We start from the raw sequence: 16,401 nt of genomic DNA, 5'->3' as shown, positions 1-16,401 counted from the left end.
GCCAGAACCCACCCCTACCCCTCCGAGGAGGGGAATACGCCTTACGCCTTTGAAGGAGAAAGGAATGCGTGTAAGAGACAAGGCAGTGCCTTGTCTCTACAGGCTCTATCATACCACTTCCACTACTTTCCCCAGTTCCAGTCTTCCCCGAGCGCGCCTCGCTTTTGGCCCTGGACAGACCTCAGCTAAGAGCAAAGGACTTCCCAGGCCGAAAGGGCAGTGCGAGAGGGGAAGACGGGGCCTCGCGGCCGTGAGCGCTTAGCGGAAACTATGAAACAATACAGTACTTGCACCCACGCAAAAAGCGGCTCAGCCAGGGGAATAGCAAAAGGCGTGCACCTACTAATACCCACGCAAAAAGCAGCCAAGCCAAGGGAACAGCAAACCGCATGCACAAACTAATCCCTCTACAAAAGTCAACTCCAGGAAGAGGCTAAAATGAAACCAGTAAGGGTATAATTACCAGCGGCAAAAGCAGTCTTTCAGGTGAAGAAGAACCTTGTGCTTTAGATAAAACCGCCCTTCTTCCAGCATAACACCCATAGTTGAGCCACCCACTTCACCTCCATCAATTCACCAGATAAAGAGAGTCCAAAAGCACCTAAAACGGCAGCAATCTCTTTTTAAAAACAAGGCTCGTTTTCCATTCTAAAGTTCAGATAGCACCTTCCCTTTTAGGCCTTGTTTTCAGAAAACACCGTAAAAACCCAAACCCGGACAATCCACTGGCTTAACCCTCTGCCAAGGCTATCGTACACACACGTACAAGTATCTCTTTCCAAAGAGACATGCATTGTGATATTTAAACGATAGAAACCATGAACGATAATCAAAGAAACCGTTTCGCTCCAAACCAGGAGGGAGAAGCAGAAAACCACAGCGTAGGCCGTGACTTACACAACCGCGACCAACAACGTAACCAGCCCCCACAGCAGCGGCCACACGACAACAGTTGGAACAACGGAAACAACTTCCACACAGGCCCGAACAACCAAAGCAGAAGCCACTTCCCAGAAGATTCATACGAACGCAACTCCAACGCAGACCGTGGCGCCAGCCTAAGCAAACACTACGGCGAGCGCGATTACAGCGTCTACCGTAATCCCAACAACCTGAACTATGGCGATGGCCGCGGCAACAGCACCCGCAATTCTGAGCGGCAGCAAGGGCATTCGGCCTTCCAAAACCCCAACAACCAAAATTCGCAGTTTGGCGATGGGCGCGGCAATTACTCTGCCCACCAAGATTCTTACGGCCAAGCCCATAGCCGCGTGCACTCAGACAACAGAATCAGTGAGCAACGCCGCCGCGATGACTCAAACGAGAACTACTACCGGGGTGGCTACATGGACGCGCGCGGTGTGCGTGAAGAACTGCCCCGCCCAGACAGCAACCCGTACCATGAATACCCCGGTACCCGTAGCCGCTACAAAGACGATGACTACCGCTACGGCAGCGGCAACCACACCTGGTATGATGAACAGCGCTACACCGCTAACGATGGCCGCCGCGTAGACCGCGACAAAGGCGATATTCTAGGAGACATGGGCGAAGGCGCCCGCGAAGCCTGGCATGATATAAAACACGGCGTGCAGAACTTGTTCAGCCGCAACTCCCATCATCCTGACTCAGACCAAAACCGCTACAACCAGGACAACCGCCGCCATGACCATGACTATGAATACCGCTCCCGGGCAGACCGCGGCACAGAAAGAGGCCCCCGTTGGTCAGATGAAACTGATTCAGGAGACGACAACAACTCCCGTTACAACCGTGGCAACAACCCGCGGTACTACTAATCAACGGCTCTTTTCAACGGCAGAACTATGAAAGCATTGATGATAGTCCTTGTGCTAACCGGCGTTGCGGCCTCCATTTTGCTCTACCAGGCGTTTCCGGCAGACGAAGTCTCTGCCGGTGGGTACCCCAATGCCTAGAAACCTTTTGAACTACTTCCAGAAGCCGGTGCCTGTTAAGGGGCCGGCTTCTTTTTTACACGCGTTTATGCCCCCTTTTCCCGAAATTCGCCTTAAAACAGCTTCCCCTTACCGCTAACATGCTAGAAGAACTTCTCCCCCAGATAAGAGCCTGCCAGCTGTGCGCCGCCCATTTGCCCCACGGCCCCAGACCCGTGTTGCGGGCCTCCGCCTCGGCGAAGCTCATGATTGTGGGGCAGGCCCCGGGCACCAAAGTCCACGCCTCGGGCATTCCCTGGGACGACCAGAGCGGCAAACGCCTGCGCACTTGGTTGGGGCTCACGCCCGATGAATTCTACAACGAAGCCCACATTGCCATCGTGCCCACCGCCTTCTGCTACCCCGGCACCGGCCGTTCCGGCGATTTGCCCCCGCGCCCCGAGTGTTTCCAGCACTGGCATCCGCAGCTTCTGCCTTTATTGCCCAACATCCAGCTCACGCTGCTCATTGGCACGTACGCGCAAAAAGCATTTCTAGGCAGTGTCGCCAAAGCTACCCTCACCCAAACCGTAGAAGCCTGGCAAGCCTATCTTCCTAAATATTTGCCACTGCCGCACCCCTCGCCCAGAAACATTGCCTGGTTTAAAAAGCACCCATGGTTTGAGCGCGAAGTAGTGCCCACCCTGCAGGAAATTGTGCAGGCAACTTTGCCCGGCTAACTAGACGTACACCGTTTTTTGCCTATTTTCACCAAAACAGGTCTAAAACGCATGCACTTCCAGATACCCAGCAAACTGCCCACGGTGAGCACCACCATCTTCTCTACTATGAGCCAGTTGGCCCAGCAGCACGGGGCCATCAACTTGTCGCAGGGGTTCCCAGATTTTGACTGTCCGCCGGAGTTGGTGGACTTGGTGACGGAAGCCATGCGGGCGGGCCACAACCAGTACGCGCCCAGCCCCGGGTTACTGCTGCTCAGAGAGAGAATAAGCCAGAAAACGCAGCAACTCTACGGCCACTTCGCCCACCCCGAAACGGAGATCACGGTCACTTCCGGGGCCACCGAAGCCTTGTTCTCGGCCATTGCCGCCGTGGTGCAACCCGGCGATGAAGTGCTGGTGCTGGAACCCTGCTATGACTCGTATGTACCGGCCATTGAGTTGAGCGGCGGCGTACCGGTATTCGTGCCCTTACGTTTCCCAGACTTCAGCGTAGATTGGCAGCAGGTAGAAAGTAAACTGACGGAGAAAACGCGCCTGCTCATTGTCAATTCGCCGCATAACCCCAGCGGTGCGGTGTGGCAGCAAGCTGACCTGGACGCTTTAACCCTACTTTCCCAAAAACACCCGTTTTTCATCCTCAGCGACGAGGTGTACGAGCACGTGGTGTTTGACGGGCAGCCGCATGGCAGTGTGCTCACGGCACCGGCCTTGGCCGAGCGGTCGTTTGTGGTCTCCTCCTTCGGGAAAACCTTCCATACCACCGGTTGGAAAGTGGGCTACTGCATCGCGCCCGCCGCCCTCAGCACCGAGTTCAGGAAAGTACACCAGTACCTCACCTTCAGCACCGCCACGCCGCTGCAACACGCCATTGCCACGTTCTTAGACAACCAGGAGCATTACCTCACGCTGCCGCAGTTCTACCAACGGAAACGAGACCTGTTTGCTTCTTTGCTGCAGCCCTCCAAATTTGAACTGCTGCCCTGCGCCGGCACGTATTTCCAACTGGCCCGCTACGGGCAAATCTCTTCTCTGCCCGATGTGGAATTCGCGCACTGGCTCACCAAAGAAGCCGGGGTGGCGGTCATTCCCATTTCGGCGTTTTACCACCAAGGCACAGACCAAGGCGTCATCCGGTTCTGCTTCGCCAAAAAAGATGAAACGCTGCAAGCCGCCGCCGAACGGTTATGTCAGTTGTAGTTCTGAGTTCTGAGTCTTGAGTCTTGAGTTCTGAGTTGCAAGGACAATCTCATGTGGTTGCCTTTGCGCAGTAAGCGCAAGATCGTTAGCTCAAAAGACCTCGCAGCGTCTTTCAGACCTGCGAGCGTCTGTGCCAATGGCAACCAAACGTTTAAGGGCTCTTTTCCCTAAAACAGCCTTTAAACGCCTCGTTACCTACAGCAATTTTTCGGCTACTTCGCGCCAGGTACTCACGCGTTCAAACTCCATGATATTCACGTTGTGCGGCGAGGTGAAAAGCAATTTTCTTTCGCCGGAAAAAGTAATTAGATTCCGGGGGCGGTCATCAATCATGATGTCTGCCCCTATGATGCTTTTGTCGCCGCAGAGCACGTAGTTGCGCCAGCTGATGAACGGAAAATGGTCTTGCAGCCAGTCAAATTTGTCAATAAGCGAATTGCGGAATTCCATGCCCGCGCTCACAATAAACACCTCGTATCTTTCCATGAGTGCCTTGATGACTTCCTGGCTGTCTGGGATGACCTCTAAATCCCGGAAGAAGCCTTCGGCGTTGAGGTACTCCCACGTTTTACGGGAATGTTCCGGTGGCACCACCTCGTAGATTTCTTTCCCGTGCAGGGCCTCCAAGGTCAGTTCCAAGGCACAGTCTTGGTTATAAAGTTTAATGAATTTCGCGATGGGGTCAGCCATCACCTCATCCATGTCAATGGCAATCTTTTTCTTTTGAAGCTCCATGAAGATTATTGGGTGTAACCGTAAGTGTCAGTACCTTTATCGTAGGGGTGGCTGATTAGGTTAGCCTGTTCCCGAAAAACCACCTCTGAATTCCTACTTCTTAATTCCTACTTACAAATGTCTGACCTGCACGTTTCCCTTCTTCAAGCTGACCTCATCTGGCACGATGCCGCCGCGAACCGGGCAAATTTCCAAGCGAAAATAGAGCAGCTTCCTGCCACGGATTTAATCATTCTGCCCGAGATGTTCACGACCGGTTTCAGCATGGAGGCTCCGCTTTTGGCCGAGGAAATGGACGGCGCTTCTGTGGCTTGGATGCGGGAAATGGCCCAAAAACAGAACGCGGTAGTCATGGGCAGTTTGATTATACACGAGAACGGCCAGTACTATAACCGTGTCCTCTGGATGCGCCCCGATGGTACCCACGCCCACTATGACAAACGCCACCTCTTTAGAATGGCGGGCGAGTGCGAGGCCTATTCCCCCGGCACCCGGAAACTGATTGTGGATTTAAACGGCTGGAAGATTTGTCCGCTGGTGTGCTATGACCTTCGGTTCCCGGTTTGGTCACGCAATACGCCGCTCGCGTATGACGTGCTCATCTACATCGCCAGTTGGCCCGACCGCCGCCGCCTGGCTTGGCAAACGCTGTTACGGGCCCGCGCCATTGAAAACCTGGCGTATTGCGTAGGCGTGAACCGCGTAGGTACCGATGCCAAAGGCCACGCCTATTCCGGTGACTCCGCCGCCTACAATCTACTGGGCGAAGAACTGGTGCACCATGAATTTGAAGAGGCCGTTTCCACCATCACCTTATCGCGCCAGCACCTGGAAGAAACCCGCCAAAAACTCCCCTGGGACATTGACGCCGATGCGTTTACCATTGAATTTTGATTGAGAGGTTGAATGATTGAGAGAATAGATTTATATGTCTTTTACAGAAGAGCCTCTTTAGCTAACAAGCAGTACTTATTAGTTGAAGGGCTCTTTATTAATTTATCATCCTCCTCTATATTTTATTGTCATCCTGAAAGGATCTGGTGGGCAAACTAGAAAAGCTGTAAATAAACGCCATTGTCGTTCGCCACCAAGATCCTTTCAGGATGACAAAGAGGGAGGGAAAAGAAGCTATTTCCTGTAAAACAGGGCTAAAACGCCAGTCCGTCAGCTTAGTGCCTGACCACTAATTTATGGGTCACTACACGCCCGTCAACCGTCTGCACCCGCAGCAGGTAAAGCCCCGAGGACAAGGCGGCGGTGGGGATAGTCTGAGGTTTTGCGGCTACTGTTTTTCCTTGCTTTAGCAATGCGCCCGCTACGTTGTGCAGTTGGTAGGTCGCGTTTTTCTCCGTGATTACCTGAATGGATTTATCGGCTGGATTGGGGAACAGTTGAACGGTGGTGAGCTCTTCCGTTGGGTTTTCCACGCTTAACGGTTCAGAGATGGCTTTCAGAAAACGAAGGCCACCGGCGTGGGTGCCTATCAGGATTTCAGGCAAGGAGTTGGCGTCTAGGTTGGCAGCGGCTAGTACCATGCCGACTCCCAGATTTGCTGCTTTATATTGCTGGGCTATTGGTTGCCAAAGTACGTTTTCTTCCACCGCAAAAGAACCGGTAAGCCGGGACTGAAAACCAGAGAATACACGTAGTTGGCCGCTGTCATCAGAGGCGAGTAAATCGGGGTGGCTGTCTTGGTTGAGGTCTGCTACGGTCACTTGCAAGCGGCGGCGCTCTACGTTGGCAGCAATTCCGCCTAGCGCTTCCGACACTAAATTCCAGGTGGGGGCCGTGCTGGTGCCGGTGTTTTGATAATAGGTGAGTCCGCCGGAGGAGCGGCCAATCAGCACGTCTAGTTTCCCGTCTTTGTCCACATCATAGAGGTACGGCGTATCTCCTCTGAACAGCAGAATACCCGGCACCGCCACGGCATTGGTTAAGGAGAATTGTGCTGGTTGCCCTGCCGAAGCGGTGTTCAAAACATACTTGAATTCTACGGAATTAGTGGACTGCTTGTAGGCGCTCCAGGCGAGGTCTGTTTTCCCATCGGCGTTGATATCCAGGAGTTGAGGCTTGAGAGAAAGCAGGCCTTGTGCCGCGAAACCCAGAAAGTCAGAATCTACCGCTTTGAAAGTGGCTTCACTGGCGGTGCCGGTATTTTGGTACAGAGCCAAAGAAGCGGTGTAGCGGCCATTCTCCAGCACGGCGGTATTACCCACTACTAAATCCAAGGCTTCGTTTCCGGTGATGTTGCCTAAAGCCGGGGCGGCTCCCTCGCCTACATCCAACATTTGGTCTTGTAGAAAGGGCTGCTTAGGACTGGTGAATCTGGGTTGCGCGGCGGTGCCGGTATTGGCATACACCCACACTGAATTTTTCAGGCTCACATTCTGGTGTGCGTTGGTGGTCATGTTGGGGGCTACCACCAAATCAGGCACGCCGTCAAAGGTGACATCTAGGTAATAGGCCGCCGGAAAAACACTGAACTGCTGCCCGGTGATATCTGGCGGAAGGTTGTAGTCTGCCCGCGTAATTTTAGGAAGCAGGTTGGTGCCGGTGTTATAGAGACTTACCAAGTCGGGGCAATCGTCATGGCCGGCCAGCAAATCCAGCACACCATCGGCATTCAGGTCTAGGGGAAGCACGCTGGAACCGCCAATGTGCTCGGTAGACGGGCAAACCTCATTAAAGCGGTAGTTATTGCAGGTGCCCACGCAACGGCTTACCTGTCCCCAGTAAGAAGTGACGCGGGTAAACTTCAGTTCATTGCAGGCAAGCCGCTGCTCTACCCGTTCGTTCCGGTAATATTCCAGCACGGTACCGTGCGACCATTCCCAGGTAAGAATATCCAAGTCACCGTCGCCGTCCATGTCTACAATGGCGGGCATGTCTTCAGAGCCAACCAGTAAATTGGCATCGGTGTTGAAATACACCACCGGGTGCGTGAGGTCGAACTTGAGACCCGCGCTCGCCGAGGATACATTGGTGTACACCACTATGCCCCGGTTGGAAGCGGTGAATAAATCTGGGGCACCGTCGCAATTGAAATCACGGAGCAGTGCAAAGAAACGCAGCTCATGGGGAAAGGAGTTCTCGTACTGCGGGGCGTGCTGGTAAGCCCAGTTTCCGTTGGTCTGTACCGCCAGAAACGTAGTGACGCGTTGGGAGCTTCGGTCGAAGACAAACAAATCCTGTCGCCCGTCCTGGTTCAGGTCAATGGCCGAGAACTGCGGACTGTTGAACCCACCGGCCCAGGGCAAGCGCAACTGCTGGTTGGCCTGGTTCTGCACCATCGGCCCGCGTGCCTCCTGCATCCGGAGGGGTTTCTGGGCCCAGGCAGTTTGCGCAGGCCCAACCATCCAACTTAAAAAAAAGGCTAGTACCTTTAATGCTCGGTTCATTTATTCGTATCCTAGACGTAAAAAAGCAATCTATACTATGGCGGAGCTAGTGGAGCACCTGTATCAAAAATACCTGGAATGCCAGAAAGTAAGCACTGATTCCCGGGCGGAACAAGAGAATACCCTCTTTTTTGCCTTAGATGGGCCCAACTTCAAAGGAAGCAAATTTGCCCAAATGGCCCTGGAAAAAGGAGCCCGGTATGCGGTGGTACAAGACCCGTCGGTTACCGGCCCCAACATTATTCAGGTAGAAGATTCGCTGAAGGCGCTGCAAGCATTGGCCCTGCACCACCGCTTGCAGTTGTCTATCCCGTTTATCGGGATTACGGGCAGCAACGGCAAAACCACCACCAAAGAGCTTATCAATGCGGTACTGAGCCAGAAATTCAACGTGCTCTGCACCAAAGGCAACCTGAACAACCACATCGGCGTGCCGCTCACCTTGCTCAGCATTCAGCCCGAGCACGAGCTGGCCATCATTGAAATGGGCGCCAACCACCCCGGCGACATCGCCGAACTCTGCTCCTACGCCTTGCCTACCCACGGCCTGATTACCAACATTGGCAAGGCGCACTTAGAAGGCTTCGGAAGTCTGGAGGGCGTGGCCCGTGCCAAGAGCGAACTGTACCTGCACCTGGACAAAGCCAACGGCACCGTGTTTGTCAATACTTCTAACGAACACCTCATGCGCATGGTACGCCGCATCGCAAACAAAATCACGTATTACGGGCCACAAGACGATTATTCTGCCCAGTTGCTGCAAGCCGCGCCGCAGGTCATTTACCGGGCCGCCAACGGCGAAGAAGTGCACACGCATCTGATGGGTTCCTATAACTTTGAGAACATGGCCGCCGCTGCCTGTATTGGGCAATTCTTTGGCGTGCCGCACGAGGCCATCAACGCCGCCATTGCTGGGTACGTGCCCACCAACAACCGCTCCCAGATTGTGCAGAAAGACACCAACACCATTCTGCTGGACGCCTACAACGCCAACCCCAGTTCCATGGCGCTGTCGGTTTCCAACTTCGGGCAAATGGCCGGAGAACCCAAGGTAGTGATTCTGGGCGACATGCTGGAACTGGGCCAGGAAAGTGAACCCGAGCACCGCGCCTTGGGCGAACAGCTGAACCAACAGCACTTCGCCCAGGTATTTCTCTGCGGAAAGGAAATGCGCTACGCCGCCGAAGTGAACCCCGATTTCCGCTACTTCGCAGAGAAAAGCGCCCTGGAACAATGGCTCACCGATCATCCGGTCAGAAATAGCCACGTGCTGATTAAAGGCTCTCGCGGGGTTGGTTTGGAAACGGTGGTGAACTTGCTGTAAGGACTTCGTTTTAGGGGCGTTTTTGAGAAAACAGGCGGGAAACGCAGTTGGCGGAGACACTCGTAGGAGCTGCGTTTCCCGCCTGTTTTCCCAAAAATAGCTTCAAAACAAAAAACCTCACAGGTCTTTAAGGCCTGTGAGGTTTGAATCTAGAAAGACCTATGCTTAAAAAGGAGAGTCAAATCTTTCTAGCGTAGGCAGGATTTCGTCTTTCTCAGACACCAAGGGTGTGGCAATTCCCCAGTTGATATTTAAGGCCGCATCATTCCAGAGCAGTCCTCCTTCAGAGGCTTTGTCATAGTAGTTGCTGCATTTGTACTGAAAGATGGTGCCCTCTTCTAACGCCACAAAGCCGTGGGCAAACCCTACGGGAATAAAGAAAGAGTTCCGTTTTTCGGCATCCAGTAAACAGGTCACGTGCTGCCCATAGGTAGGCGAATCTTTGCGGATATCCACGGCTACATCCAAGGCCCTCCCTACGGTGACGCTTACCAATTTCGCCTGCGCGAAGGGTGGCTTCTGGAAATGCAATCCGCGGAGAACGCCTTTTTTGGAGATGGATAAGTTGTCCTGCACAAAGGTCTCGGTGATACCAGCCTCGGCCAACAATTTAGCACTGAATGTCTCCAGGAAAGCACCTCTCTCATCCGCAAAAATTCTGGGCGTAATCTCAGCTACTCCCGCAATTGGGTACTTGTTTACTTGCATGCTTGTTCTGCTTGAGTGAATGTGTGATTGAGAGATTGAATGAAGGTTAGAAATATATGATGAAATAGAATTGATCAACAATCTTCAAATCTCCTCATCTCCAAATTTACAAATCTCCTTTATTTACCGGTTGCTTCTTTGATGGCTGCAAAATAGCGGTCTATCACGAACTTTTCATCAAATTTTTCTTCGGCCAGGCGGCGGCTGTTTTGGCCCATGGTCTGCAAGGCCGTGTCTGCAAGCAGATACAGTCTCTCCATTTTGGCGGCCAAATCTACCCCGTTCCGAACTTCGCAGAGATAGCCGTTGTAGCCATCTACCACGGTTTCTTTGCAGCCGGGCACGTTAGTAGTGACAATGGGTTTGCCTAAAGCGGCGGCTTCCAGCAGGGTACGCGGCGTACCTTCGCGATAAGAGGGCAGCACTACGCAGTCGGCGGCGTGCATCACGCTGGCGACGTCATCTGAGGTGCCCAGGTATTCGAGCCAGCCTTCGTTGGCCCACTGTTCCACCAGCACGCGTTTCACGCCAATGTTGCCTTCTTCGTCAATGCCGCCCAGTAATTGAATGCGCAGACTGGGGTATTTTGCTTTCAGAATCTTACTGGCCTCTACGTACTCCACCAAGCCTTTTTCATACAGCGCCCGCGAAACCATCAGGAACACGAACGGGCTCTGGCGTTTAAAGGTAGCAGCAGGCCGGTATCTTTTGGTGTCAATGCCGGAACCGGGAATGACCTCAGTAATGGATTCGCGCACCAGTTTTCGGTCTAAAAACAGGGCTTGGTCATCAGAGTTCTGGAAAAACACTTTGGCCGGAAACTGGAAGGAGAACCGGTACAGCGCCATCGCAATCTTAGACACCAGATTCTGCACAATGAACACCGTCCCTAAACCAGACACGTTGTTGATGGTAGGAATGCCCGCCAGCTTTGCCGCAATAGAGCCGTAAATGTTAGGTTTGATGGTGTATTGCAAGATCACATCAGGCTTCACACGTTGGTAGGCCTTCAGGAATTTACCCACCAGCAGCATGTCCTTTAGTGGATTAGTACCTTTGCTTTCCAGGGGCAGTGGTACAAATTGGCAGCCTTCGGCTACTAGTTTCGCGGAATAGGCATCTTCGGGGGCAATGGCCACTACTTCATGCCCGGCGGCCAGCAAGGCTTTGACTAAGCTGAGGCGAAAGTTGAAGATATTCCAGGACTTATTGATAACAATGGCAACGCGCATGGGGTAACTTAAAGCAAAAGACAAAGATAGCACCCGTTTCGGCAGCAACCCGCATGGGTAGACAGAATCTGCACCGGTTTATCGGTTTTCAATGCCTTTGTGTTTACTTTGCACGCAAACACACCCTTGATTTCTACCTTTCCACGCCATGACCACTGCTTTTTTACACATTCATGTTCTGGTAGTCATCCTGTTCCTGCTCTTGTTTCTGATAAAGGCGTTACTGCTTTTCCTGAACAAGCCTAAAAACCTGGACAAGACCCGTTCCTCTACCAAAATGCTGGACATTGTGTTTGGTGCGCTTATTCTGGTTTCGGGCGGGTATCTGGTCTTCGATTACAACGGGCCGTTACCTGCCTGGCTGCTGGTAAAAGTAGTGCTGGTGGTAACCGCTATTCCGCTGGCCATGGTGGGGCTTAAGCGGCACAGCAAACTTTTAACCGCTGTAGTAGTACTTATTTTCGGGTACGTGTACGGCATAGCCGAAACCAAAAGCCTGAAAATACGTGCTGATAAAGGCGAAGCCGTTGCCGTTTCCCCTAACGGGAAAGTGGGCACTGCCTCTCCCCACCCCGTAAAGGCCAGCCACCCCATTTTAACCCAATTAGAAGGAACGCAGTTGGAAAACACCAAAGCCATTTACACGGCGCTGTGCGCCAACTGCCACGGCCAAGACGGACAGAAAGGAGCCAGCGGTGCCGTCAACCTGCAAAAAAGCACCTTGAACGTGGCAGAACGCCGGGAAGTGATTGCCAACGGTCGGGGACTGATGCCAGGCTACGGCTCGCAACTCTCTGAACAGGAAATTGAGCTATTGGCGCTCTATTCCACATTGCTTAAAAAGTAAAGAACTACATGAAGAACCAACTCCATATTACTGCCAAAGAACAGGAAACCGCCGTGCTGGTGGCCGTTCCTGAATACAAGCAGACCGACGAAAAAACCAAAGAATACCTGGACGAACTGGCCTTCCTGACCGAAACCGTAGGGGCCAAAACCCTGAAGCGCTTCGTGCAGAAACTAGACAAACCAGACTCCAAAACCTACGTGGGCAAAGGCAAGCTGGAAGAGATTGTGGCCTACGTGAAGGAACACAAGGTAGACATGGTCATTTTTGACGATGACCTCTCCCCTTCGCAGGTGCGTAACCTGGAGCGTGAGCTGGAAGTCAAAATCATTGACCGCAGTTTACTTATTCTGGACATCTTCGCGCTACGCGCCCAAACCGCCACCGCCCGCGCCCAGGTAGAATTAGCACAATACCGCTACCTCCTACCCCGCCTCACCAACATGTGGACTCACTTAAGCCGCCAGAAAGGGGGGGGCGTGGCCATGCGCGGGCCAGGTGAAACAGAGATTGAGACCGACAGACGGATTGTGCGCGATAAAATCTCTTTGCTCAATGACAAGCTGGAGAAATTTGAGAAGCAGAACTTTGAGCAGCGCAAGTCCCGTTCGGGCATTGTGCGCGTGTCGTTGGTAGGCTATACCAACGTAGGCAAGTCTACCATCATGAACGTGCTCACCAAAGCAGACGTCTTCGCCGAAAACAAACTGTTTGCCACGGTAGATGCCACGGTACGCAAGATGGTGATTGAGAACATTCCGCTGCTGCTCTCAGACACGGTGGGGTTCATTAGAAAACTGCCTACCAAATTGATCGAAAGCTTTAAGTCCACGCTGGATGAAATACGCGAATCTGATTTGCTGCTGCACGTGGTAGACGTTTCCCACCCTTCTTTTGAAGAACACATTGGCGTAGTGAATGATACCCTGAAAGACATTAAATCGGCGGACAAACCCATTGTGCTGGTCTTCAACAAAACGGATCTGTATTTGCAGCAACGGGAGCAGGAACTCAAAGAAGACAATCCCGATGCCCTGCCAGACATAAATGAATTGAAATCATCTTACATGGCCAAGCAGCACACACCCGCCATCTTTATCTCGGCGGCCACGCGCACCAACATTGATGAATTACGCCAAGTATTAATGGAGCAGGTTTCCAAAATCCACTATGAACGGTACCCCAACAACGCCCCTCAAGAGTAGCATCGTTTTAGGCCTGTTTTCTGGAAAACAGGCCTAAAACGAACCTTTGCGGTAGAACACCGCCAACGAAGAATCAATCAGCAGATTTCCGGCAGAAAAGCCAACGCGAAAATCGGCTGGTTTTCCAAAAAGAATGCAAAAACAGACCGGTCTCTCAGCACAACCATTTTAAGGTTCATTCAGTAAACATGAAAGCCACAGCTGCACCTCAGTTGTGGCTTTCATGTTTACTGAATTCAAGATGAAGACATTATATCTGTTACGCCACGCCAAATCCAGTTGGAAATATGAGGAGCTCAGTGACCATGACCGGCCTTTAAACAAAAGGGGCCGCACAGACGCGATCCTCATGGGCCAAGAACTGGTAGAAAGAGAAATAAAGCTGGACTTGATTATCTCCAGCTCAGCGGTACGCGCCATTACCACCGCTACGTTGGTGGCCAAAGAGCTAAATGTACCCACAGAGAAAATTGGGGCCCAGGAAGAGCTCTACCTCATCTCTTCTGAAGATCTGCTGGTCTTTGCCCAATCCTTGCCAGATGAGTACAACTGTGTGATGTTGATTGGGCATAACCCCGCCCTCACTGAGCTGGCTAACAGACTCAGCACAGAGAAAAGTATTGACAATATTCCTACCGGCGGTGTGGTGGGCATCAGCTTTGACTGCAACTACTGGGGGCAGATCTCCCCAGACAACGCCAAACTACTTTTCTTTGATTTCCCCAAGAACTATCGTTAAGGCGGGGCTGTGTTGCCCCGCAAAACCAAACCAGAATGGCCTCAATAGATAATACTGATTTAACTGAATCTTCACCGGCCAGCGCTGCTCACCAAGATGTCCCGCTTATCAGCCGGGAGCTGAGTTGGCTGGCCTTTAACTACCGGGTACTGCAGGAAGCCAAAGACCCGCGCGTACCCCTGCTGGAACGCCTCAACTTTCTGGCAATCTTCTCCTCTAACCTGGATGAATACTTTAAAGTACGGGTGGCCACCATGCGCCGCCTGGTAAAGCTGAAAAAGAAAACCCGCGAGAAACTGGAAGACGACCCCTCGCCGGAACTGGAGGCCATCATGGCCGAGGTTTCGCGGCAGCAGGAAGAATTTGGCCAGGTTTACCGGAACGAGTTGCTCCCCGAACTCCGCAAGGCCCATATTCACCTCATTAGCGAGACCCAGTGCACAGACGGCCAGCACAAGATGGCGCTGGACTATTTCCGGGGCCAGGTGAAGCCGCTGTTGGTGCCAATAATCTTCAGCACCAACCCCAGCCCGCTTTTCCTCAAAGACCAGGTTGTGTACTTCATGGTTCGGCTTAAGCCGAAGGAAGGGCCCGAACAGTACGCCATTCTGGAGATCCCGACCCAGAAACACGGCAGCCGGTTTGTGCAGCTGCCCGTGGAGCAGGGCGAGCATTACGTGATGCTGCTGGACGATGTGATCAGGGTGGGTTTACCAGAGCTGTTCCCCGGCTTCGCCGAAGTGGAGGCCTACGCCATCAAGCTCTCCCGCGACGCCGAACTGGACATTGAGGAAGAGGTGTCGGGCAACTTAATGGCCAAAATCAAGAAAAGCCTCAAGAAACGCGAAACCGGACATCCCAGCCGCCTGCTCTATGACCCAGAGACTCCGGAGCCTATGCTGCATGCCCTGCTAGACCGCATTGGCATCACCACCGATGAACTGGTAGAAGGCAGCCGTTTCCACAACTTCCGGGACTTTTTTGGGTTCCCTACGTTCAAGCTGCCCCATCTCTACTATGAGCCGCAGCCTCCGTTGCCGCACCCCGTTCTGGCGAAATACCCCAGCATTCTGGAAGCCATGAAAGCGCAGGAAGTGATGGTGCACTACCCCTACCAGAAGTTTGACTACGTGCTCCAGTTCTTTGAGGAAGCCGCCAATGACCCGGCGGTGACCAGCATTAGTGTCACGCTGTACCGCGTAGCCGATAAATCAAAGGTAGCCAAAGCGTTGATCAAGGCCGCCGAACACGGCAAACTGGTGACGGTAGTGGTGGAACTGAAAGCCCGTTTTGACGAGGAATCTAACATTTACTGGGGAAACAAAATGGAGAAAGCCGGGGCCAACGTGCTCTACGGCGTGCCCGACCTGAAAGTACACAGCAAGATTGCCTTGGTCACGCGGCAGGAAAACGGGCAATCTGTACAGTACGGCTACCTGAGCACCGGTAACTACAATGAGAAAACGTCGCGCATCTACACAGACCACGCGCTTTTCACCACAGATGAACGCCTGACCAGTGAGTTAAGCAAGGTCTTCCATTTTCTGGTAGACGGCGAACGGAACCTTACGTTTGAGCACCTGTTGGTAGCGCCCTTTAACCTGCGCAGCGGCCTGCATGACCTCATCCAGCATGAGATGAAGCTGGCCCAGGAAGGAAAGCCGGCGTACCTCATTGCCAAGATGAACGCCCTGCAAGACAGCCGCATGATCAAGCAGTTGTATGAGGCCAGTCAGGCAGGGGTCAAGATTGAGCTGTTGGTGCGCGGCATCTGCAGCCTTATTCCGGGCGTACCCGGCTTGAGCGAGAATATTTCGGTGCGCAGCATTGTAGACCGCTACCTGGAACACGGCCGCATTTACGTGTTCGGGAACGGCGGCGAAGAGAAAATCTATGTCGCCTCCGCCGACTGGATGAACCGGAACCTCATGCGCCGGGTAGAGGTAGCGTTTCCTATCTACAACCCTACCCTGCGCCAGGAGATACGCCACGTTTTGGATCTGCACATGAAAGACAACCATAAATCGCGCCTTTCAAACAACCAGTACTGGGTTTCAGACGATACTTCCATTTCCATGCACGCCCAGTACGCCACCTATGACTACCTGAAAGAAATGGCTATCCAGAGCGGCTTGGAGGTAGTTCCCTCAGACAACAAAGAGTAGCAAGTACCACCAAAACAAGAAGCCCGCCACATTGCTGTGGCGGGCTTCTTGTTTTTAGGCCTATCCTTCATCTAAACGTTTAGGGGCTATTTTACTAAAAACGGCTCTGAAACAGCAAAACTCATACCCAAGCACCTAAAGCATCTTCCATCACTGGTCAGATACATCCTGCCGCAAGAATAGGCATGCATTGCTGATTTGCCATGTGTGCGG

13 protein-coding genes are annotated in these 16,401 nt (G+C 52.8%); 9 read left to right on the top strand and 4 right to left on the bottom strand.

What is annotated here, in order from left to right:
* The first annotated feature begins 818 nt into the window (after positions 1-818).
* The 3 genes from HHO50_RS06745 (at position 819) to HHO50_RS06735 (ending at position 3,835) form a co-directional block, all read left to right on the top strand.
* Entirely contained in the window at positions 819-1,799 is a 981-nt protein-coding gene (locus tag HHO50_RS06745; RefSeq protein WP_181305224.1) for a hypothetical protein, read from the top strand.
* A 257-nt stretch (positions 1,800-2,056) separates the two neighbouring features.
* Positions 2,057-2,635, top strand: a complete 579-nt coding sequence (locus HHO50_RS06740; protein WP_181305223.1) for a uracil-DNA glycosylase family protein — start codon at positions 2,057-2,059, stop codon at positions 2,633-2,635.
* A 51-nt stretch (positions 2,636-2,686) separates the two neighbouring features.
* The gene (locus HHO50_RS06735; protein ID WP_181305222.1) at positions 2,687-3,835 is read left to right on the top strand and encodes a pyridoxal phosphate-dependent aminotransferase; all 1,149 of its coding nucleotides are present in this window, start codon (positions 2,687-2,689) and stop codon (positions 3,833-3,835) included.
* 195 nt (positions 3,836-4,030) lie between these two features.
* On the opposite strand, the gene HHO50_RS06730 is transcribed toward HHO50_RS06735, so the two are convergent.
* A complete protein-coding gene (locus HHO50_RS06730) occupies positions 4,031-4,570 on the bottom strand; it encodes a 5'(3')-deoxyribonucleotidase (protein WP_219921451.1) in 540 nt (179 codons plus the stop codon).
* A 117-nt stretch (positions 4,571-4,687) separates the two neighbouring features.
* On the opposite strand from HHO50_RS06730, the gene HHO50_RS06725 reads away from it, so the two are divergent.
* Positions 4,688-5,464: an amidohydrolase gene (locus HHO50_RS06725; RefSeq protein ID WP_181305221.1), complete on the top strand. Its 777-nt coding sequence runs from the start codon at positions 4,688-4,690 to the stop codon at positions 5,462-5,464.
* Positions 5,465-5,739: 275 nt separating this feature from the next.
* Here the strand turns inward: HHO50_RS06725 and HHO50_RS06720 are convergent, their stop codons facing one another.
* Positions 5,740-7,881: a T9SS type A sorting domain-containing protein gene (locus tag HHO50_RS06720; RefSeq protein WP_181305220.1), complete on the bottom strand. Its 2,142-nt coding sequence runs from the start codon at positions 7,879-7,881 to the stop codon at positions 5,740-5,742.
* A 124-nt stretch (positions 7,882-8,005) separates the two neighbouring features.
* Here HHO50_RS06720 and murF point away from each other — a divergent pair, with 124 nt between their 5' ends.
* On the top strand, positions 8,006-9,292 hold the full coding sequence (gene murF, locus HHO50_RS06715; protein ID WP_181305219.1) for a UDP-N-acetylmuramoyl-tripeptide--D-alanyl-D-alanine ligase: 1,287 nt from the start codon (positions 8,006-8,008) through the stop codon (positions 9,290-9,292).
* 165 nt (positions 9,293-9,457) lie between these two features.
* On the opposite strand, the gene rfbC is transcribed toward murF, so the two are convergent.
* Together rfbC and HHO50_RS06705 are read right to left on the bottom strand one after the other, a co-directional pair.
* Complete coding sequence (gene rfbC / locus HHO50_RS06710; RefSeq protein ID WP_181305218.1) at positions 9,458-10,000, bottom strand: dTDP-4-dehydrorhamnose 3,5-epimerase; 543 nt, start codon at positions 9,998-10,000, stop codon at positions 9,458-9,460.
* A 119-nt stretch (positions 10,001-10,119) separates the two neighbouring features.
* Positions 10,120-11,232, bottom strand: a complete 1,113-nt coding sequence (locus HHO50_RS06705; RefSeq protein ID WP_181305217.1) for a glycosyltransferase family 4 protein — start codon at positions 11,230-11,232, stop codon at positions 10,120-10,122.
* A gap of 148 nt (positions 11,233-11,380) precedes the next feature.
* Between HHO50_RS06705 and HHO50_RS06700 the strand changes: the two genes are divergently transcribed.
* The 4 genes from HHO50_RS06700 to ppk1 all read left to right on the top strand — a co-directional run bounded on the left by HHO50_RS06700 (position 11,381) and on the right by ppk1 (position 16,188).
* Entirely contained in the window at positions 11,381-12,079 is a 699-nt protein-coding gene (locus HHO50_RS06700) for a cytochrome c (protein WP_181305216.1), read from the top strand.
* Positions 12,080-12,087: 8 nt separating this feature from the next.
* Positions 12,088-13,284, top strand: coding sequence for a GTPase HflX (gene hflX, locus HHO50_RS06695; protein WP_181305215.1), 1,197 nt, complete (start codon positions 12,088-12,090; stop codon positions 13,282-13,284).
* 241 nt (positions 13,285-13,525) lie between these two features.
* On the top strand, positions 13,526-14,023 hold the full coding sequence (locus tag HHO50_RS06690; protein ID WP_181305214.1) for a histidine phosphatase family protein: 498 nt from the start codon (positions 13,526-13,528) through the stop codon (positions 14,021-14,023).
* A gap of 35 nt (positions 14,024-14,058) precedes the next feature.
* The gene (gene ppk1, locus HHO50_RS06685) at positions 14,059-16,188 is read left to right on the top strand and encodes a polyphosphate kinase 1 (protein ID WP_181305213.1); all 2,130 of its coding nucleotides are present in this window, start codon (positions 14,059-14,061) and stop codon (positions 16,186-16,188) included.
* The last annotated feature ends 213 nt before the right edge of the window (positions 16,189-16,401 follow it).

It is taken from the genome of Rufibacter sp. XAAS-G3-1 (genome assembly GCF_013623775.1).
GTDB lineage: Bacteria > Bacteroidota > Bacteroidia > Cytophagales > Hymenobacteraceae > Nibribacter.
Note: the sequence above shows the minus strand (reverse complement) of the source record. Positions and strands in the feature narration are given on the sequence as shown.

Excerpts from the sequence above, each read along its gene's own strand:
- HHO50_RS06745 (WP_181305224.1), top strand. The coding sequence starts at position 819 with ATGAACGATAATCAAAGAAACCGTTTCGCTCCAAACCAGGAGGGAGAA.
- HHO50_RS06740 (WP_181305223.1), top strand. The coding sequence starts at position 2,057 with ATGCTAGAAGAACTTCTCCCCCAGATAAGAGCCTGCCAGCTGTGCGCC.
- HHO50_RS06735 (WP_181305222.1), top strand. The coding sequence starts at position 2,687 with ATGCACTTCCAGATACCCAGCAAACTGCCCACGGTGAGCACCACCATC.
- HHO50_RS06730 (WP_219921451.1), bottom strand. The coding sequence starts at position 4,570 with ATGGAGCTTCAAAAGAAAAAGATTGCCATTGACATGGATGAGGTGATG.
- HHO50_RS06725 (WP_181305221.1), top strand. The coding sequence starts at position 4,688 with ATGTCTGACCTGCACGTTTCCCTTCTTCAAGCTGACCTCATCTGGCAC.
- HHO50_RS06720 (WP_181305220.1), bottom strand. The coding sequence starts at position 7,881 with ATGCAGGAGGCACGCGGGCCGATGGTGCAGAACCAGGCCAACCAGCAG.
- murF (WP_181305219.1), top strand. The coding sequence starts at position 8,006 with ATGGCGGAGCTAGTGGAGCACCTGTATCAAAAATACCTGGAATGCCAG.
- rfbC (WP_181305218.1), bottom strand. The coding sequence starts at position 10,000 with ATGCAAGTAAACAAGTACCCAATTGCGGGAGTAGCTGAGATTACGCCC.
- HHO50_RS06705 (WP_181305217.1), bottom strand. The coding sequence starts at position 11,232 with ATGCGCGTTGCCATTGTTATCAATAAGTCCTGGAATATCTTCAACTTT.
- HHO50_RS06700 (WP_181305216.1), top strand. The coding sequence starts at position 11,381 with ATGACCACTGCTTTTTTACACATTCATGTTCTGGTAGTCATCCTGTTC.
- hflX (WP_181305215.1), top strand. The coding sequence starts at position 12,088 with ATGAAGAACCAACTCCATATTACTGCCAAAGAACAGGAAACCGCCGTG.
- HHO50_RS06690 (WP_181305214.1), top strand. The coding sequence starts at position 13,526 with ATGAAGACATTATATCTGTTACGCCACGCCAAATCCAGTTGGAAATAT.
- ppk1 (WP_181305213.1), top strand. The coding sequence starts at position 14,059 with ATGGCCTCAATAGATAATACTGATTTAACTGAATCTTCACCGGCCAGC.